Source organism: Serratia symbiotica (Periphyllus acericola) (assembly GCF_964019515.1).
GTDB classification, from domain to species: Bacteria; Pseudomonadota; Gammaproteobacteria; order Enterobacterales; family Enterobacteriaceae; genus Serratia; species Serratia symbiotica_D.
In genome coordinates this window covers 1599365-1616303 of sequence record NZ_OZ026452.1, presented here as the reverse complement: position 1 = coordinate 1616303, position 16939 = coordinate 1599365, and the positions used below count along the sequence as shown (strand labels likewise).

Here is a 16939-nt window from a genome sequence, read left to right as displayed (position 1 = left end):
TCTCTGTGCTATGGCAGGGCAGAGATAGCGAAGGTAAAACCCTCCACCATCCGAGCGCCCTTCAAATCGTTCATTCGCTTTAATCCATGCTTTAAGTTAGCTTCGGCATAATCGGCCTCCAGTTGTACCCAATGCGGGCTTGATCATAAATGAGTACTCATCTTTGTACCCAAAACAAAGCAAAACCTACTGAGTACACACATGGGTACAACTGAATGATGAGCGGTGATGCGTCGTTGTAATAGTCCTTGATAACAAAAAAGCCCGACACAATGCGGGCTTCTGGACTTTTCGAAAGCTGATGATTATTAGTAAATCATCATTTGTTTTTCTTCAGGTGACTCATCAGGCGCTTGCGCTTGCGTAGTTGGTTTGGCGTAAGTAGATTGCGTTTGCCAGCGAACGGGTTGTCGCCCTCTTTGAATTTGATGCGGATCGGCGTTCCCATCACTTTCAGCGAGCGGCGGAAATAGTTCATCAGATAACGTTTGTACGCATCGGACAAATCACTCACCTGATTGCCGTGGATTACCACAATCGGTGGGTTATACCCACCAGCGTGTGCATATTTCAGCTTCACACGTCGGCCACGCACCAGCGGCGGTTGGTGATCATCAACGGCCATGTGCATGATCTTGGTCAGCATTGAGGTGTTCACACGGTGGGTCGCATAAGCATATGCTTCTAGCACCGATTCGAACAGGTTGCCGACACCGCTGCCATGCAGTGCGGAGATAAAGTGCACACGGGCGAAATCGACAAAGCCCAGACGCAGATCGAGCATTTCCTTCACATGTGTGCGCTCTTCCTCGCTTATGCCATCCCACTTATTGACCACAATCACCAGTGAGCGGCCACTATTGAGGATAAAGCCAAGCAACGACAGATCCTGATCAGAAATCCCTTCGCGTGCGTCGATTACCAGCAGTACCACGTTGGCGTCTTCAATCGCCTGTAATGTTTTGATTATCGAGAATTTCTCTACCGTTTCGGTTACTTTCCCGCGTTTGCGCACGCCGGCGGTGTCGATGAGCACATATTCGCGCTCATCACGTACCATTGGGATATAAATACTGTCGCGGGTGGTACCCGGCATGTTGTACACCACCACGCGTTCCTCGCCAAGGATACGGTTAGTCAGCGTAGATTTACCTACGTTGGGGCGCCCGATAATCGCCAGCTTGATAGGCAGATCCTGAGGGTTGAAGTCATCTTCCAGTTCATCCTCTTGCCCTTCGAGGTTCTCAGCATTCTGTTCGGCCCAATAAGCGGCGTTGACCTCTTCTTGGGTCAGTTCTACTTCTTCCTCTTTTTCAGGAAGGAACGGCACCAGTACGTGCTCGATCAGTTGTCTGACACCACGGCCGTGTGAGGCGTCTATGGCATACACATCACCCAGGCCCAGCGAGTAGAAGTCAGCGGTGACCACGTCCGGATCTAGGCCATCAGTCTTGTTGACCACCAAAAAGGTCGCCTTCTGGCGGCTACGCAGATGCTGGGCGATACCCTGATCGGCTGGCATCATGCCAGAGCGGGCATCAACCATAAACAGCACAATATCGGCTTCTTCAATCGCCAACAGCGACTGACCCGCCATGCGCGTTTCGACGCCATCTTCGTGGCCGTCAATACCGCTAGTATCGACAATGATAAATTCATTGCCCTCAACTTCAGCACGCCCATACTTGCGGTCTCGCGTTAGCCCTGGAAAATCTGCCACCAGCGCATCGCGCGTCTGTGTCAAACGGTTAAACAAGGTAGATTTACCCACATTCGGGCGCCCAACAAGCGCGACGACAGGTGTCATTGTTGAACCCTCATTATTACTTTATAATTAATGTCTTACTACACTTCGGACAGATTCCGACACTGTAGCTTATAAAATAAGAAACGGCTCCTGAACCCATCACCTCAGGAGCCGTTTTCCCCTTCATCTTTCGCGCCGCAGCAACGTTGACTGCGCGCCTTGACCTCATTCACTGAGTTCAGGCTTTTGAGGAACCGTGTGCTTATCGCCTGGCTGCACCCCGAAATCTTTCGGGTGCTGAAAAGGTTACGGCCATCAGCGCTAGCCGGTGAAAGCGTGAACTTTTCCGCCTCTTGCCTGAATGACCAGCTTATCGCCTGCCACCAACGGCGCAGACATGAAGCCAGAGCTATCCACTGGCTGTTGGGCGACAAAACGACCATCGGTGGTGTTAATCCAGTGCAGATAACCTTTGGCATCACCAGTCACCAGATAACCATTAAACATCACCGGTGGTGTCAATTTTCGGTGCAGCAGATCGCCCTGTGTCCACACCATCACGCCGCCTTTAGTGCTCAGCGCTACCAGGCGATCATTTTGATCGACCAGGTAAATACGGCCTGCATCGACTATGAAGTCGTTCACTGAACCCAACTCACGTTTCCACATGATCTGGCCGGAACGTAGATCCAGCGCTGTCAGGTTGCCATTGTAGCCCAATGCATAAACGATGCCTTCAACGATCACCGGCGTAGTGTCTACATCATTTAGGCGCTCGATTTCGGTCGCACCACTCGGCTGGGAAATACGCTGCTGCCAAATCAGTTGGCCTTGCTGCATCAATACGGCGCTGACGCGGCCATTATCGCCGCCGACGATGGCTGCGCCGAAAGCCACAGCTGGTGCGGATTCACCGCGCAACGACAGCGATGGCATATCCAGGTTAACCGTCCACTTCACCACGCCATCAGATTCGTTCAGCGCCTGCAACTGACCATTAGAGGTGTGGATCAGCACCATGCCATCGCTGATCACCGGGCGGGACATCGCTTCGCCAGCAACCCTGGCCTGCCAGGCTACGCTGCCATCAGCAGTATTCAATGCGTAAACTACCGCTTTCTCACTGCCAATATAGATCCTGTCGCCTGATACCGCTAAGCCGCCTGACAGCAGCGCGGACAAGCGGCTGGAAAAGAAGCCAGTGTGCTCGGAGAGATCCACCTTCCACTTTTCGTTGCCGCTGGTGGCGTCGAGCGCTTTCACTATGCCGTGACGATCAGCAGCGAAAAGGGTGCTGTTCTGGAAGTCCAGACGCAGGTGGGAGTAAAACTCGCCGATGCCATCACCAACCGAGGTGCTCCACATCTTGTTCGGCTTAAATTGATTTTCAACTTTCGGCAATGGCGACATAGTCACCACGTCTTCTTCACTGTTAAACAGCGAACAACCACTTAGCAATGCAGCAAAAACTAGCCCGACCAAGAGTGTTTTAAACAATTGCATGGGGTTCCCCTTAGTTGGACAAGTTATTCAATTTTATACGCAACAACACCTCGAGCGCCTGAGAAACGTTGGACTCAAGGCCTTTACTGTAGGCTTCGCGTGCACCTTGGGCATCGCCCTGGGCCAACAACACATCGCCGCGCGTATCCTGCACCAGCGCTGCCCAGCATGCATCTTTCACCTCATTCAGCGTTTTAAGCGCGTGATCCCACTTTTTTTCCTGTAGCTGGACTCGCGCCAGACGCAGGTTGATCTGCGAAAGCAGATTATCGTCTTTGGTCTGGCTTTGCGCCTGCACAAGTTGCTGTTCCGCTTTAGCAAAATCATACTGCTCAACAAAATGCTTGGCCAACTGCAACGCGGCTAATACGCCGTAGCTATTGCTGTTAGCCTGGACAAATTTCTCCGCTACGGCCACATTTCCCGGCTTACCGGCCGCCAGACGATCACCGGCTTCCTGATAAGATTGGGATGCTGCTATCAGGTCGACACTTTGATGGTTTTGCCAGTAACGCCAACCAGCCAAGGCAGCAATGCTGAGTACCACTCCCACCGCCAGCGCTTTGACGTTTTCAGCAAAGAACCGACACAAAGCGTCAACTTGTTCTTTTTCAGTGCTATAGACTTCCACGGTGTCTTTCTCCTCAACTTAACATTTGAGCCAGACGCGTAGCAGTTTCGCTTTGCGCCAGCGTTTCTTGTTCACCACTGCGCAGGTCTTTCACCACCACCTGTAGTGCCGCCACTTCGTTCTCGCCCAAGATCAATGCGACGCGCGCGCCCCATTTGTCCGCACGGGTGATCTGCTTTTTGAAGTTACCGCCACCGTAGTTGGTCATCAGTTTTAGCTGCGGCAACGCATCGCGCACTCGTTCTGCCAGTTGCATCGCTGCAACCTGCGCACCCGCGCCGGAAGAAATCAAGTACACATCAATGGTGGGTGGCGCAGTAAAATCCGGGTTAAGCGCTTGTACCAGCAGCACCAGACGTTCCAACCCCATAGCAAAGCCCACGGCTGGCACCGCACGCCCGCCTAACTGCTCGACCAGACTATCGTAACGTCCCCCTGCACACACAGTACACTGTGCACCCAGATTGGTGGTCACCCATTCAAATACCGTATGGTTGTAGTAGTCCAGACCGCGTACCAGGCGTTCATTGATGGTGTATGGGATACCCGCCTGTGCTAAAAGTTCACATAGACCGGTGAAGTGAGCGCGAGACGCTTCATCAAGATACTCGGACAGGCGCGGGGCATCGTTCAGCATTGCCTGCACATCAGGATTTTTGGAGTCCAGCAAACGCAACGGGTTGCGGTACATGCGGCACCTGCAGTCTTCATCTAGCACGTCGACGTGCTGTTCGATAAAACCTACCAACGCGTTGCGGTAGTTGGCGCGCGCCTCCAGCGAACCAATGGAGTTCAGCTCTAATTTGACGTGTTCGGCGATACCCAGCGCTTTCCACCAGCGAGCGGTCAGTAGGATCAGTTCGGCATCAACATCCGGGCCATGCAGGCCAAACACTTCCGCCCCCAATTGATGGAACTGGCGATAGCGGCCTTTTTGCGGGCGCTCATAGCGGAACATCGGGCCGATGTACCACAGACGCTGTTCCTGATGGTAAAGCAAACCATGTTCGATACCTGCGCGAACGCAGCCAGCTGTGCCTTCCGGGCGCAGGGTCAGGCTATCACCATTGCGATCATCAAAGGTGTACATCTCTTTTTCTACAATATCGGTCACCTCGCCGATCGCACGTTTGAATAACGGAGTCTGCTCTACAATCGGCAAACGTATTTCGCTGTAGCCATAGCCTTCAAGCACCTTCTTGAGTGTGCCTTCAATGCGCTGCAATAATGCCGTGTCTTTCGGCAGGTAGTCGTTCATGCCGCGAATAGCTTGAATGTTCTTTGCCACGTGAGTTCTCTGTCGGTTGTCTGTAAAAATGAACACGATTATAGGAACTTTTCCATCCCATGTTCAACGTGGATGCCATTCTCTAACCCCTGGCTCATAAAAAAGCGGGAAAAAAAGCCCGCTGTATCGTCGATAAAAAGCTTATTTTTAAAGCAGACTGACCGAGATGCGGTTGGTTTCATCCATCATCGATGCCTTAGCGCGGATCTTCGCCTCCAATTGGTCAATTATCTGCTCGTTGTCGAAACGCTCTTTCTGACGCGTGCCGTCTTCGTAGAAGCCGCTCTTGTTATGACCACCAGTGACACCCAGGGTTGATACCAGCGCTTCGCCTGGCCCGTTGACCACGCAACCGATAATCGACACATCCATTGGCGTGATAATGTCTTCCAGATGCTGTTCTAACGCATTCACCGTACCAATCACGTCAAATTCTTGACGTGAACAAGTCGGGCAGGCGATGAAGTTGATGCCGCGTGCGCGGATGCGCAACGATTTTAGGATATCGAAACCGACCTTCACTTCTTCCACCGGATCAGACGCCAGCGAGATGCGCAGGGTGTCACCAATACCTTCCGACAACAACAACCCCAGGCCTATAGCTGACTTGACCGAACCGCTACGTGCACCACCAGCTTCGGTGATGCCTAGGTGCAGCGGTTGATCAATACGCGACGCCAATAGGCGATAGGACTGCACCGCCAAAAATACATCAGACGCTTTGACACTGACCTTGAACTTGTCAAAGTTGAGGCGATCGAGGATGTCTACATGACGCATGGCGGATTCCAGCAGCGCTTCCGGCGTTGGTTCACCGTACTTTTCCTGTAGGTCTTTCTCCAGCGAACCACCATTAACGCCGATGCGGATCGGGATATTCTTGTCACGCGCACAATCCACTACCGAGCGGATACGCGATTCGTTACCAATATTGCCAGGATTGATGCGTAAGCAATCCACACCGTATTCAGCCACCTGCAACGCGAGGCGATAATCGAAATGGATATCAGCGACCAGCGGCACGTTGACCCGCTGTTTGATCAACTTGAGCGCCTCGGCGGCGTCCATAGTGGGAACAGAAACACGGACGATATCGACACCGACGCGCTCCAACGCTTTAATCTGATTAACCGTAGCGGCGACATCAGTGGTACGGGTGTTGGTCATCGACTGCACGGTAATCGGCTCGCCATCACCGATAGGCACCTTACCAACGTAAATACGTGTTGATTTTCGGCGATTGATAGGCGCTTGGTTATGCATGACTGACTCTCCATTGCTGCTCTGACATTATGGCCACTGCTACGCAATCACTGCGCAGCAATAGTCAGGCGAGCAACACGTTTTGACTTAACGAGCCGGCTTAAATCAACCGGCTTATCTTGATACTGGATCTTCACGGCGGCAGGCGCGCCGATTGTCAGTTTGTATGGCTCGTTACCGGCCAGATTCAACTTATCGCCGTTCTTTTGCATGCCGCTGAACAAAGTTTTTCCGTTAGCATCGGTTACCTGCAAACCTGCAATCAGCTGAAAGGCTCATTACCAGTGCGTTCGTATCGCTAGCCGCTGCCATATCCGCATCAACGGTAGGTAACAATGACTGAGCGGACGGTGCCCCCAGCGCAGTTTCCGGGCAGCATTGTCTGGCTGGGCAACACCACGGTAGGCTGCTGTGGGTTAACTGCTGCCTGCGGCGTACGGCGTAGTAGCATTATCGGTCAACGGTACCCGTTTGCCTTCGTTTCTAGCTGCGCATCTGACTGATCGGCCATGGTCACGATCTCTTCCTGCTGTGCCTGGTGGTTTTGCCACCACCAGGCACAGGTCAGGCTGAACACCACCAATACCATCAACCAAGTGCAGCTCATCAACCAGCCATCGCGCTTTTTACGATGCTTGTCCAATGAAAAGCTCTGTATCGGTGCAACTTTCACCATTTTCTGCGGTGCCTGCTCGGCCAAAGTCGTCAGCACTTCATCCTCTAGAATATGCACCAGCTTGGCGTAAGAACGGATATAGCCCCGCACGAACGTCGAGGTGAGATCAGCGGAAATGCTGTCTTCCTCGATATCGCGCACGGTGGACTTTTTTAGGCACAGGCGCTCTGCTACCTCCTGGTGGCTCAGCCCGAGTTGTTCACGGGCTTGACGCAGGCGTTGGCCAGCCGTCATGGATTCGCTTTTATCATGGGAGGCTTCAGTATTCATTGGCTAAGAATTGCTGGTACTATTTGGATTGTGGAAAACTTCGCGCTAGCTGTTTGCCATAGCGTTGAACGCTATCATGACGCCCTGCTAATGCGGTGCAACGAATCTGTAACCATAAGCTGCTGGCACTAGCCGATAACACATGTCGATAAGTATCTAATAAACGTTGCGACTGTGCGCGCTTCCCTTCTCCCGATCGCTTTTTTGCCTCCACTAACAGTGGAGCACCTTTGTCCGGATTGACCTTCAGCGCACGGGTCAACGTGGTGCGCGCTTGGTTATTTTTTCCGGCTTTGAGAAAACAGTAACCGGCGTTTTCCAGGCTATCGGCGATCCGAACATAATCGGGTGCCTGCACCGCTGCGCTAAATCGCTGTTGTGCTGCTACATACTGCCCCAAACTGCAAAGAAATGCACCGTAATTATTCAGCAGAGTACCATTGCCCGGCGCAAGTTTGCGTATGTGCTGATAACGCTTTTAAACTAGGGCATTTTCGCCAATTTGCTGCTCATAAAGCGCCATACCCAACTGGGTACGTTAATCCTGTGGCACTGCGGACAGCGCCTTCTCGAGATTCTGCCGCGCGGCGTTTATATCACCCTCTTGCAGATACTCCAGACCTAACTGCAACCGCGTCTGGCTCGCATCATAAGATAGTACGTCCTTTTCCGGCTAGTGAACTGGAGCAGCCAGCCAGGAAACCGGCTACCAGCACGCCTCTCGGCATTTTCATGCCCACATTTATTTCCTTATCGATGCCATCGGTGCGCCTAACAGACGGTTAGAAGGCAAAAACAGTGCTATAGGATTCAGACCGCCCGTAGATTAATAGCTTCCCCGGCCCTTTTCTTTTTCAGGGTTCGTTTGGTACGGTCGATCACCTCACCCGCCAGTTGCCCACAAGCGGCATCAATATCGTCGCCACGGGTTCTACGAACAATAGTCGTAAAACCGTATTCTATCAATACTTTGGCAAAACGATCCACCCGGCTGTTGGAACTGCGGCCGTAAGGAGCCGCCGGGAATGGGTTCCATGGGATCAGGTTGATCTTGCACGGTGTATTCTTAAGTACTTCCGCCAACTGATGCGCATCGTCGGTGCTGTCATTGATATGATCCAGCATCACGTATTCAACGGTAACCCGGCCCTGGTTGGCGTTAGATTTTTCCAGATAGCGGCGCACTGCGGCTAAGAAACTCTCAATGTTGTACTTATGGTTGATCGGCACGATCTCATTACGGATTTTGTCGTTAGGCGCGTGCAGCGAGATCGCCAGTGCCACATCGATCATATCGCCCAGCTTGTCCAACGCCGGCACTACGCCGGAGGTTGATAGGGTGACACGGCGCTTGGATAGGCCAAAGCCGAAGTCGTCGAGCATGATTTCCATTGCTGGCACCACGTTGTTCAGGTTAAGCAGCGGCTCCCCCATCCCCATCATCACCACGTTGGTGATGGGGCGCTCACCCGTGACTTTAAGCGCACCGATAATTTTCGCTGCACGCCACACTTGACCAATGATTTCCGATACGCGCAGGTTGCGGTTAAAGCCCTGTTGAGCCGTTGAACAGAATTTGCACTCCAGAGCACAACCCACCTGGGATGAGACGCACAGGGTAGCGCGATCGCCATCCGGTATATAGACAGTTTCAACCTGCTGGTCGCCCACTTGGATCGCCCATTTGATCGTGCCATCAGCTGAGCGTTGTTCTTCGGCCACTTTCGGTGCGCGGATCTCAGCAACACGTTGTAATTTATTACGCAAGACCTTATTGATGTGGGTCATTTGCTCAAAATCATCGCAGCAATATTGGTACATCCACTTCATCACTTGATTAGCACGGAAGGGTTTCTCGCCCATTTGGCTGAAGAACTCGCGCATTTGCTGGCGATTCAAATCCAGCAGGTTAATTTTGGCTACAGCCGATTGTTCCGCGTTAACGGATTGAGTCGTCGTCAGCGAATGATTTTCAGACAAGGTGCGCTCAGACGTGATGGATCCTAACATAATGCTCTCTGGCCTCGTTGTTACACGTTATTGCGCTAAAGAATGGAAAGTAAGTTGTGCATTCAGCCCAAGACATGTCGGGCGATAGCACTTTTGCCAATGGGTGTTGAGCTGCGGCTCGAAAGACGCAGTGGAAATAACGCGCCCCTGATAAGTAATCTTATCAGGGGCGCGTTATTGTACAAATTTTAATAGCGGGTTTCCATGTCTGAAAGGCTTCCCTGACGGGCTTGTTGAATAAATCGGATTTGGAATAAAGAGTCCCCTGCATTGGCATATTTCTGGCATACCGGCTAGCGGCATCTTGTTTAATGCACAGATCATGGCCAGCGCCTCTGCAACTTGCCCATCATAATCTCGCAGCGACAGGTGACCACCAAATAGCTGTTTTACTCTGTACCTCGCTGTTGCCGCTATCGAACGTCGGTGGTAGCCTGTGATACTTTTCCACCGTGTGTTGTCTCCGGTAACGCGCTGGTTCGCCACCGCTTGATTTCGCTCTGCATAGTCTGCCGACCAATAACGGGCTCCGCTGCTGGGCGGTCTTAACGCCTTAAGCTTCTTACGCCTTAACTCATCATCACACACTCGCGTATCCTAAGCCCGATCCGCCGAGGCGACTTTGATTTTACGGTACCTCTGGCGGATGAGACCTGGGAAGGCTTCGGTATCGGTGACATTGCTCAAGGAAAGGTCAGCACAGATGACCTCATGTGTTTCTGTATCTACGGCCAAATGCAATTTTCGCCAGATCCGCCGTTTTTCCTGACCGTATTTTTTTACTTTCCACTCCCCTTCACCCAACACGTTGAGCCCGCTAGAGTCGATAACGAGGTGCGCAATTTCACCCGGCGTTGCGGTTTTAAACGGGACATGGCCGGACTTTGCCCGCTTACTGATGCAGGTGTCGTCCGGGCAGTTCAACGGCACTTTGATCAGTGTGACAATGGAGTCGCCGAAGCCCTGGAGGGCGCGAAGTGTCAGGCCGAAAATCCGTTTCAGCATCAATACGCTGGTGATTGCCATATCGGAATAATGTGGTGGGAGACCACGCAGACAAGGTTTTGCCTCGCAGTACCAAGCGTGAAGTGCCGCTTCATCCACCCAGAAAGTGAGTGAACCACGAATGATAAGGGCGTTGTTGTAAGCCTTCCAGTTAGTGATGTTGAACTTTTGCTGGGCCACGGAATATCGCTATTTTGACAGAAGGAGAGTGATCTGATCCTCGTGCCGGCCAAAAGTTTGATTTATTCAACAACGCCGGATTTAGCTGGTAAATATGCTTGTTTATACCATGCAAACCTCAATACAGAATACCTCATGGATTTCAAGTTGCAGCTAGTTGACCAACTCGTTCATCCCGGGAGCTTACTCAGTTAAGTGACTGGGATAAACGAGTGCAGCCAACAACGCTGCGGCTTGAAAGACGACGGGGACTAGCGTGGGCAGAGTTCGCTTTCCGTGAAGAAATAAGCAATTTCACGCTGTGCAGATTCTATGGCATCGGAACCGTGAACGGCATTAGCAGTGAAGCTGCCCGCATAGTCAGCGCGCAGTGTGCCAGCCAGTGCGTTATCCGGGTTGGTTGCCCCCATGATGTCACGGTTACGCTGTACGGCGTTTTCTGCTTCAAGAACCTGTACGATGATCGGGCCGGAAGTCATGAACTCAACCAAACCGTCGAAGAATGGGCGACCTTTGTGCTCAGCGTAGAAGCCTTCCGCCTGTTCGCTAGTCAGACGCAGCATTTTGGATGCAATAATTTTAAAACCAGCACGCTCGAAACGGGCATAGATTGCACCGATATCGTTGTTGGCTACAGCATTGGGTTTAATGATGGAAAAGGTACGTTCTAGGGTCATGATGGCCTCTATATTTCAAAAATAGCCAGTCTGCAATCAATAAAACCAGACTTCTCAAGTGGTGCAAATTATATGTGCGCTGTTAACGCTTGCCTACGGAAAAATCAATATTTTAAAAGAATAGGGGCGTTGTTGAATAAATCGGATTTGGAATAAAAAGTCACGTGAATGGGCAGCTTTCAGGCAAGGCGTACACTTTCTGGCATACCGGCGAGCGGTATCTTGTTTAATGCACAGATCATGGCCAGCGCCTCTGCAACTTGCCCATCATAATCTCGCAGCGACAGGTGACCACCAAGAGGTGCGCAATTTCACCCGGCGTTGCGGTTTTAAACGGGACATGGCCGGACTTCGCCCGCTTACTGATGCAGGTATCGTCCGGGCAGTTCAACGGCACTTTGATCAGTGTGACAATGGAGTCGACGAAGCCCTGGAGGGCGCAAAGTGTCAGGCCGAAAATCCGTTTCAGCATCAATACGCTGGTGATTGCCATTACGATGTTCATTGCCATATCGGAATAATGTGGTGTGCGACCACGCAGAGAAGGTTTTGCCTCGCAGTACCAGGCGTGAAGTGCCGTTTCATCCACCGAGAAAGTGAGTAAACCCCGAGTGATGAGGGCGTTGTTGTAAGCCTTCCAGTTGGTGATGTTGAACTTTTGCTGGGCCACGGAGTGTCGCTATTTTGACAGAAGGAGAGTGATCTGATCCTCGTGCCGGCCAAATGTTCGATTTATTCAACAACGCCCTGCAGAAGACAAACTCTGTGCATGCTGTTCTGGAGCCGGTGCGTCCTGCTTGGACGACTAGCATCCTACTTGCAAGACTGAGGCGAGAAATATTGCTTTAGCCTTCATGTGTGTATCAATATAGTTGCTTAAAAGACGAGCAATCATACTTGGCTGAGCCAAATACCACAACTAAAAGCTTAGAAGTTATCTTTCCGCAGGCGTAACTCGGAGAAAACCGAATGAAGCTGCTTTGGTGGCGAATTAAAGCCTAATTTATTTTGCAAATCATAATCATGACAGCGTAAAAATAGATTAATTTTTCGCTCTAATTGCAAGTTGGTCGGCACGCTGGGTTGGTTTTTTGCCCTTAATGCTTCAACATGTTGTTGATATACTTCAATCTCTCGATCTTCCGGCAAAACAGCCAGCGCAAACTTGAGGTTTGAAAGCGTATATTCATGCGCACAACAAATTAAGGTGCTATCGGGAAGTTGTGCGAGTTGTTTAAATGAGTCGTACATTTGTGCTGCGGTACCTTCAAACAGCATTCCGCAACCGGCTGAGAACATGGTGTCGCCGCAGAACAGATAAGGGACACTATAGAATGCCACGTGGCCTAACGTATGTCCGGGCAGCGCTATCGTTACGTATTGGCGGCCATTGATTTCGAATTTTTCACCATCGTGTACCACATGATTCACCCCTTTGTCTGCCGTTTCCTGCGGCCCGTACACCGGCAAGTTAGGATAGTGCGCCACAATCTGCGCCAAGCCGCCGACGTGATCCTGATGGTGGTGGGTTAGCAAAATCGCATCGGGTATTAGCTTCAGGCGGCGTAATGCCACAAGCGCTGGCGGTGCCTCACCCGGATCGATGATGACGCAGTGTCCATGTTGATCATCAAGCAACCAAATGTAATTATCTTGTAAAGCAGGAATACTGATAAGATTCATATTGTCCTTCTCGTTAGCAGCAGCTTGAAATAATAAAGAAGATAATAAATCATGAAACCAGCCCGCAATCTACAAAAGCTCACTGACCCGCCGTCATGGTCTGAGCTGCCATGGGGAGAGTACTATCGTGGGGCGCTTGAACAGCAGTTGCAACCCTGGTGGCCAAAGCTGTTTGGTTTCCATCTATTGAAGCTCGGTGACCTCAGCGCCGACTTGGTGACAGATAAATGCGCTATCTCACATCAGGTCAATGTGGGGCTGGCAGGGGCCGGGCTACAGGTGATTGCTAAAAACTGCCCACTCCCCTTTGTCACCAAGTCAGTCGATGCCTGTTTGTTGGCGCATACGCTGTGTTATGCAGGCGATTATCATCGCTTATTGCGTGAGGTTGATCGGGTGTTGATCGACGACGGCTGGTTGGTGATCAGCAGCTTCAATCCGTTTAGCCTGCTTGGGATAGGCAAGTTGGTTCCCTGGCTGCGCCATCGCCAGCCTTATGCCAGCCGAATGTTAAGCCAGATTCGTGTGCTGGATTGGCTTAGCTTGCTGAATTACGAAGTGTTGCATCAAGCGCGTTTTCACGTACTACCTTGGCAGCACAAGGGCAACAAGTTTCTATGCACCCACTTGCCAGCTCTGGGGTGCATGAGTGTGATTGTGGCGCGCAAGCGTACATTACCGTTGACGCCAACGCCGATGAAAATAGGGGTGAGAAAGACGTCTCTCAGTCGCGCAGTAGGCGCGATAAAGAGCTACCGTAAGATTCCTTAAGCTTCCGGCTGATAGCCAACATCCTCCTGGGTTGGATTGCCAGCCGCATCACGCGCTAATACGTCGCAGCGTTCGTTATCCACATGACCAGCGTGGCCCTTGACCCATTCCCATGTGATGGTGTGACGCTGGATAGCCAGATCCAAGCGTTGCCACAAGTCAACATTTTTGACGGGTTTCTTATTGGCGGTTTTCCAGCCGCGCTTCTTCCAGTTAAGGATCCACTGGGTAATGCCTTGGCGCACGTATTGGCTGTCGGTGCTAAGGAGCACCTTACAGGGTGCAGTCAACGCTTCCAATGCCACGATCGCTGCCATCAACTCCATACGATTATTTGTGGTCAGGTGATAACCTACGCTACAGTTCTTCTCGACCTGCTTGTAAAGCAATATTGCGCCGTACCCCCCGGGTCCGGGATTGCCAAGGCAAGAGCCGTCGGTGAAAATTTCTACCTGTTTGAGCATCTCTGGTAGACTCTTCCTATCAGTTCTAAAAACCAAGTCTGACATAAACGAGCGCTGTGAGCACTGTAATATGATCTCAACCACCACCAGACAGATCGTCCTTGATACCGAAACCACCGGTATGAACAAACTTGGGGTGCACTACGAAGGTCACCGCATCATTGAAATCGGTGCGGTGGAAGTGATTAACCGCCGTCTGACGGGTCGTCACTACCATGTCTACGTTAAGCCGGATCGGCTAGTAGATCCAGAAGCTTATGGCGTACACGGTATAAGCGATGAGTTCCTGGCCGATAAGCCGACCTTCGATCAGATCGCCGATGAGTTTTTCGATTTCATCCGTGGCTTTGAGTTAGTTATCCATAACGCGGCGTTCGACATCGGCTTTATAGATCACGAATTCCACCTGTTAAAACAGGGCATCCCGAAGACCGAGACCTTCTGTACTATTACCGACAGCCTGCTGATGGCGCGCCGTTTTTTCCCTGGCAAGCGCAATAATCTTGATGCCCTGTGCAGCCGCTATGAGATAGATAATAGCAAGCGCACGCTGCACGGCGCATTGCTTGATGCAGAGATATTGGCAGAGGTTTATCTGGCGATGACCGGCGGTCAGACGTCAATGACGTTTCAGATGGAAGGCGACAAACAGCAGACTAATTCCGCCCAGGATATTCAACGTATCGTTCGCCCGGCGATGGCGATGAAAGTGATCTACGCCAGCGATAAAGAGCTGGCGGCTCATGAGGCGCGTTTGGATCTGGTGGCGCAGAAGGGCGGCAGTTGCTTATGGCGCTCACCAGAGGTGGAATAAAACGGCATTTACGTGGGCTTCGCTGAAAAACTGTGCAAACGGTTCATGTGTTGAAAAAAAGGCATTGACGGAACTGAAGTGCATCCGTATTATTTTCCTCTTTCCCACGTAAGAGGGAATGGCGTGGAGCGGTAGTTCAGCTGGCTAGAATACCTGCCTGTCACGCAGGGGGTCGCGGGTTCGAGCCCCGTCCGTTCCGCCACTTATTTATTCTGGGGTATTCTTATACCTCTGGACGAAAAAAGCCGTACCGCTCTCAAAGAGATACGGCTTTTTTCGTCTCTATAATATCCTCAGCATAGCGGGGTATCCGGCGCGAAATGGCCTACGCGCTGGAAAGAGAAATTTCGTAGACCATTTTTTATGGTGTGCCTTTCTGCAACCTGCCCTAACGGGCAGTGGCAAGCGACATTAAAAATTTCTCCTGAAAATTTTGTGTGTGTAGTTATGTGATGGACGCCCCTGACTAACGTAGCCGGTGCCATACTTTTACTAACTGCATTAATTGCGATGGAGGCCTGTTTAACCTTTCATTTCTGGGGGCGAATACTCAGTTCTATGGGATATAGCGTAAGACTTATCCCTGCCCAGCATATGAAAGCGTTTGTCAGAAGCAAGAAGAACGATGCAAACGATGCGCTGGAAATCTGCGAAACAGAATGCCGCCCAGGCATGCACTTTGTACCGGCCATGAAGGCCGCGTATCACGCCGCCTTAAGGCAACACTAGACGCTTTCATCATCATCGACATTGCTGCCTGTTGAGGTGATACCTGATCCGGCATCATCAGACGGGATGAATACAGACCCGGGGCGTTGTTGAATAAATCGAACTTTTTGCCGGCACGAGGATCAGATCACTCTCCTTCTGTCAAAATAGCGACATTCCGTGGCCCAGCAAAAGTTTAACATCACCAACTGGAAGGCTTACAACAACGCCCTTATCACTCGGGGTTTACTCACTTTCTCGGTGGATGAAACGGCACTTCACGCCTGGTACTGCGAGGCAAAACCTTCTCTGCGTGGTCGCCGACAACATTATTCCGATATGGCAATGAACATCGTAATGGCAATCACCAGTGTATTGATGCTGAAACGGATTTTCGGCCTGACACTTCGCGCCCTCCAGGGCTTCTTCGACTCCATTGTCACACTGATCAAAGTGCCGTTGAACTGCCCGGACGACACCTGCATCAGTAAGCGGGCAAAGTCCGGCCATGTCCCGTTTAAAACCGCAATGCCGGGTGAAATTGCGCACCTCGTTATCGACTCTAGCGGGCTCAACGTATTGGGTGAAGGCGAGTGGAAGGTAAAAAAACACGGTCACGAAAAATGGCGGATCTGGCGAAAACTGCATTTGGCCGTAGATACAGAAACACATGAGGTCATCTGTGCTGACCTTTCCTTGAGCAATGTCACCGATACCGAAGCCTTCCCAGGTCTTATCCGCCAGAGGTACCGTAACATCAAAGTCGCCTCGGCGGATCGGGCTTAGGATACGCGAGTGTGTGATGATGAGTTAAGGGGCAAGAAGCTCAAGGCGTTAATAGCGCCCAGCAGCGGAGCCCGTTATTGGTCGGCAGACTATGCAGAGCGAAATCAAGCGGTGGCGAACCGGCGCGTTACCGGAGATAACACACGGTGGAAAAGTATCACAGGCTACCACCGACGTTCGATAGCGGCAACAGCGAGGTACAGAGTAAAACAGCTATTTGGTGGTCACCTGTCGCTGCGAGATTATCATGGGCAAGTTGCAGAGGCGCTGGCCATGATCTGTGCATTAAACAAGATGCCGCTCGCCGGTATGCCAGAAAGTGTACGCCTTGCCTGAAAGCTGCCCATTCAGGGGACTCTTTTATTCCAAATCCGATTTATTCAACAAAGCCCAGACCCGGGTCAGTTACCAACGCTAAATGCGGCCTCCTTCTGCCTAGGGTTCCGCCACGGTAAAATGACGC

General features: G+C 51.5%; 11 protein-coding genes, 1 tRNA gene and 7 pseudogenes. 4 read left to right on the top strand and 15 right to left on the bottom strand.

What is annotated here, in order from left to right:
* Window positions 1–319: 319 nt before the first annotated feature.
* The 14 genes and pseudogenes from der to gloB all read right to left on the bottom strand — a co-directional run bounded on the left by der (window position 320) and on the right by gloB (window position 12933).
* On the bottom strand, window positions 320–1807 hold the full coding sequence (gene der / locus AACL06_RS08800) for a ribosome biogenesis GTPase Der (RefSeq protein WP_339036866.1): 1488 nt from the start codon (window positions 1805–1807) through the stop codon (window positions 320–322).
* Between the two features lie 261 nt (window positions 1808–2068).
* Window positions 2069–3250 (bottom strand): outer membrane protein assembly factor BamB, encoded by a 1182-nt coding sequence (bamB, locus tag AACL06_RS08795; protein WP_339036863.1) that lies wholly within the window; start codon window positions 3248–3250, stop codon window positions 2069–2071.
* A gap of 10 nt (window positions 3251–3260) precedes the next feature.
* The gene (locus AACL06_RS08790) at window positions 3261–3881 is read right to left on the bottom strand and encodes a YfgM family protein (RefSeq protein WP_339036860.1); all 621 of its coding nucleotides are present in this window, start codon (window positions 3879–3881) and stop codon (window positions 3261–3263) included.
* 13 nt (window positions 3882–3894) lie between these two features.
* Window positions 3895–5169, bottom strand: coding sequence for a histidine--tRNA ligase (gene hisS / locus AACL06_RS08785; protein ID WP_339036858.1), 1275 nt, complete (start codon window positions 5167–5169; stop codon window positions 3895–3897).
* A gap of 147 nt (window positions 5170–5316) precedes the next feature.
* Window positions 5317–6432 carry a flavodoxin-dependent (E)-4-hydroxy-3-methylbut-2-enyl-diphosphate synthase gene (gene ispG, locus AACL06_RS08780; protein WP_339036856.1) on the bottom strand — a complete coding sequence of 372 codons (1116 nt, stop codon included), beginning with the start codon at window positions 6430–6432 and terminating at the stop codon, window positions 5317–5319.
* Between the two features lie 47 nt (window positions 6433–6479).
* Window positions 6480–7378: pseudogene (gene rodZ / locus AACL06_RS08775) on the bottom strand (cytoskeleton protein RodZ).
* 19 nt (window positions 7379–7397) lie between these two features.
* Window positions 7398–8112 (bottom strand): annotated as a pseudogene (gene pilW, locus AACL06_RS08770) (type IV pilus biogenesis/stability protein PilW).
* 76 nt (window positions 8113–8188) lie between these two features.
* Window positions 8189–9388, bottom strand: coding sequence for a bifunctional tRNA (adenosine(37)-C2)-methyltransferase TrmG/ribosomal RNA large subunit methyltransferase RlmN (locus AACL06_RS08765; RefSeq protein ID WP_339036854.1), 1200 nt, complete (start codon window positions 9386–9388; stop codon window positions 8189–8191).
* A gap of 279 nt (window positions 9389–9667) precedes the next feature.
* A pseudogene (locus AACL06_RS08760) lies at window positions 9668–10573 on the bottom strand (IS5 family transposase); the annotation flags it as partial.
* Window positions 10574–10824: 251 nt separating this feature from the next.
* The gene (ndk, locus tag AACL06_RS08755; RefSeq protein ID WP_339036852.1) at window positions 10825–11250 is read right to left on the bottom strand and encodes a nucleoside-diphosphate kinase; all 426 of its coding nucleotides are present in this window, start codon (window positions 11248–11250) and stop codon (window positions 10825–10827) included.
* Between the two features lie 179 nt (window positions 11251–11429).
* Window positions 11430–11839, bottom strand: a pseudogene (locus AACL06_RS08750) (transposase).
* Window positions 11832–11993 (bottom strand): hypothetical protein, encoded by a 162-nt coding sequence (locus AACL06_RS08745; RefSeq protein ID WP_339036850.1) that lies wholly within the window; start codon window positions 11991–11993, stop codon window positions 11832–11834. The pseudogene AACL06_RS08750 and the gene AACL06_RS08745 overlap by 8 nt, the downstream one beginning before the upstream one ends.
* Window positions 11993–12145, bottom strand: a pseudogene (locus tag AACL06_RS08740) (lytic transglycosylase); the annotation flags it as partial. The pseudogene AACL06_RS08740 and the gene AACL06_RS08745, both read right to left, overlap by 1 nt.
* A 32-nt stretch (window positions 12146–12177) precedes the next feature.
* Window positions 12178–12933: a hydroxyacylglutathione hydrolase gene (gene gloB, locus AACL06_RS08735; protein ID WP_339036848.1), complete on the bottom strand. Its 756-nt coding sequence runs from the start codon at window positions 12931–12933 to the stop codon at window positions 12178–12180.
* Window positions 12934–12984: 51 nt separating this feature from the next.
* Between gloB and AACL06_RS08730 the strand changes: the two genes are divergently transcribed.
* Window positions 12985–13704 (top strand): methyltransferase domain-containing protein, encoded by a 720-nt coding sequence (locus AACL06_RS08730; protein ID WP_339036846.1) that lies wholly within the window; start codon window positions 12985–12987, stop codon window positions 13702–13704.
* Here AACL06_RS08730 and rnhA read toward each other — a convergent pair.
* Window positions 13701–14183: pseudogene (rnhA, locus tag AACL06_RS08725) on the bottom strand (ribonuclease HI); the annotation flags it as partial. The gene AACL06_RS08730 and the pseudogene rnhA sit on opposite strands and share 4 nt — an antisense overlap.
* Window positions 14184–14238: 55 nt before the next feature.
* Here rnhA and dnaQ point away from each other — a divergent pair.
* From dnaQ to AACL06_RS08705, 3 genes and pseudogenes are all read left to right on the top strand, one after another.
* Entirely contained in the window at window positions 14239–14982 is a 744-nt protein-coding gene (dnaQ, locus tag AACL06_RS08720; protein WP_339036844.1) for a DNA polymerase III subunit epsilon, read from the top strand.
* A gap of 125 nt (window positions 14983–15107) precedes the next feature.
* Window positions 15108–15184, top strand: a tRNA-Asp gene (locus AACL06_RS08715).
* 686 nt (window positions 15185–15870) lie between these two features.
* Window positions 15871–16812, top strand: a pseudogene (locus AACL06_RS08705) (IS5 family transposase).
* Window positions 16813–16939 lie beyond the last annotated feature (127 nt).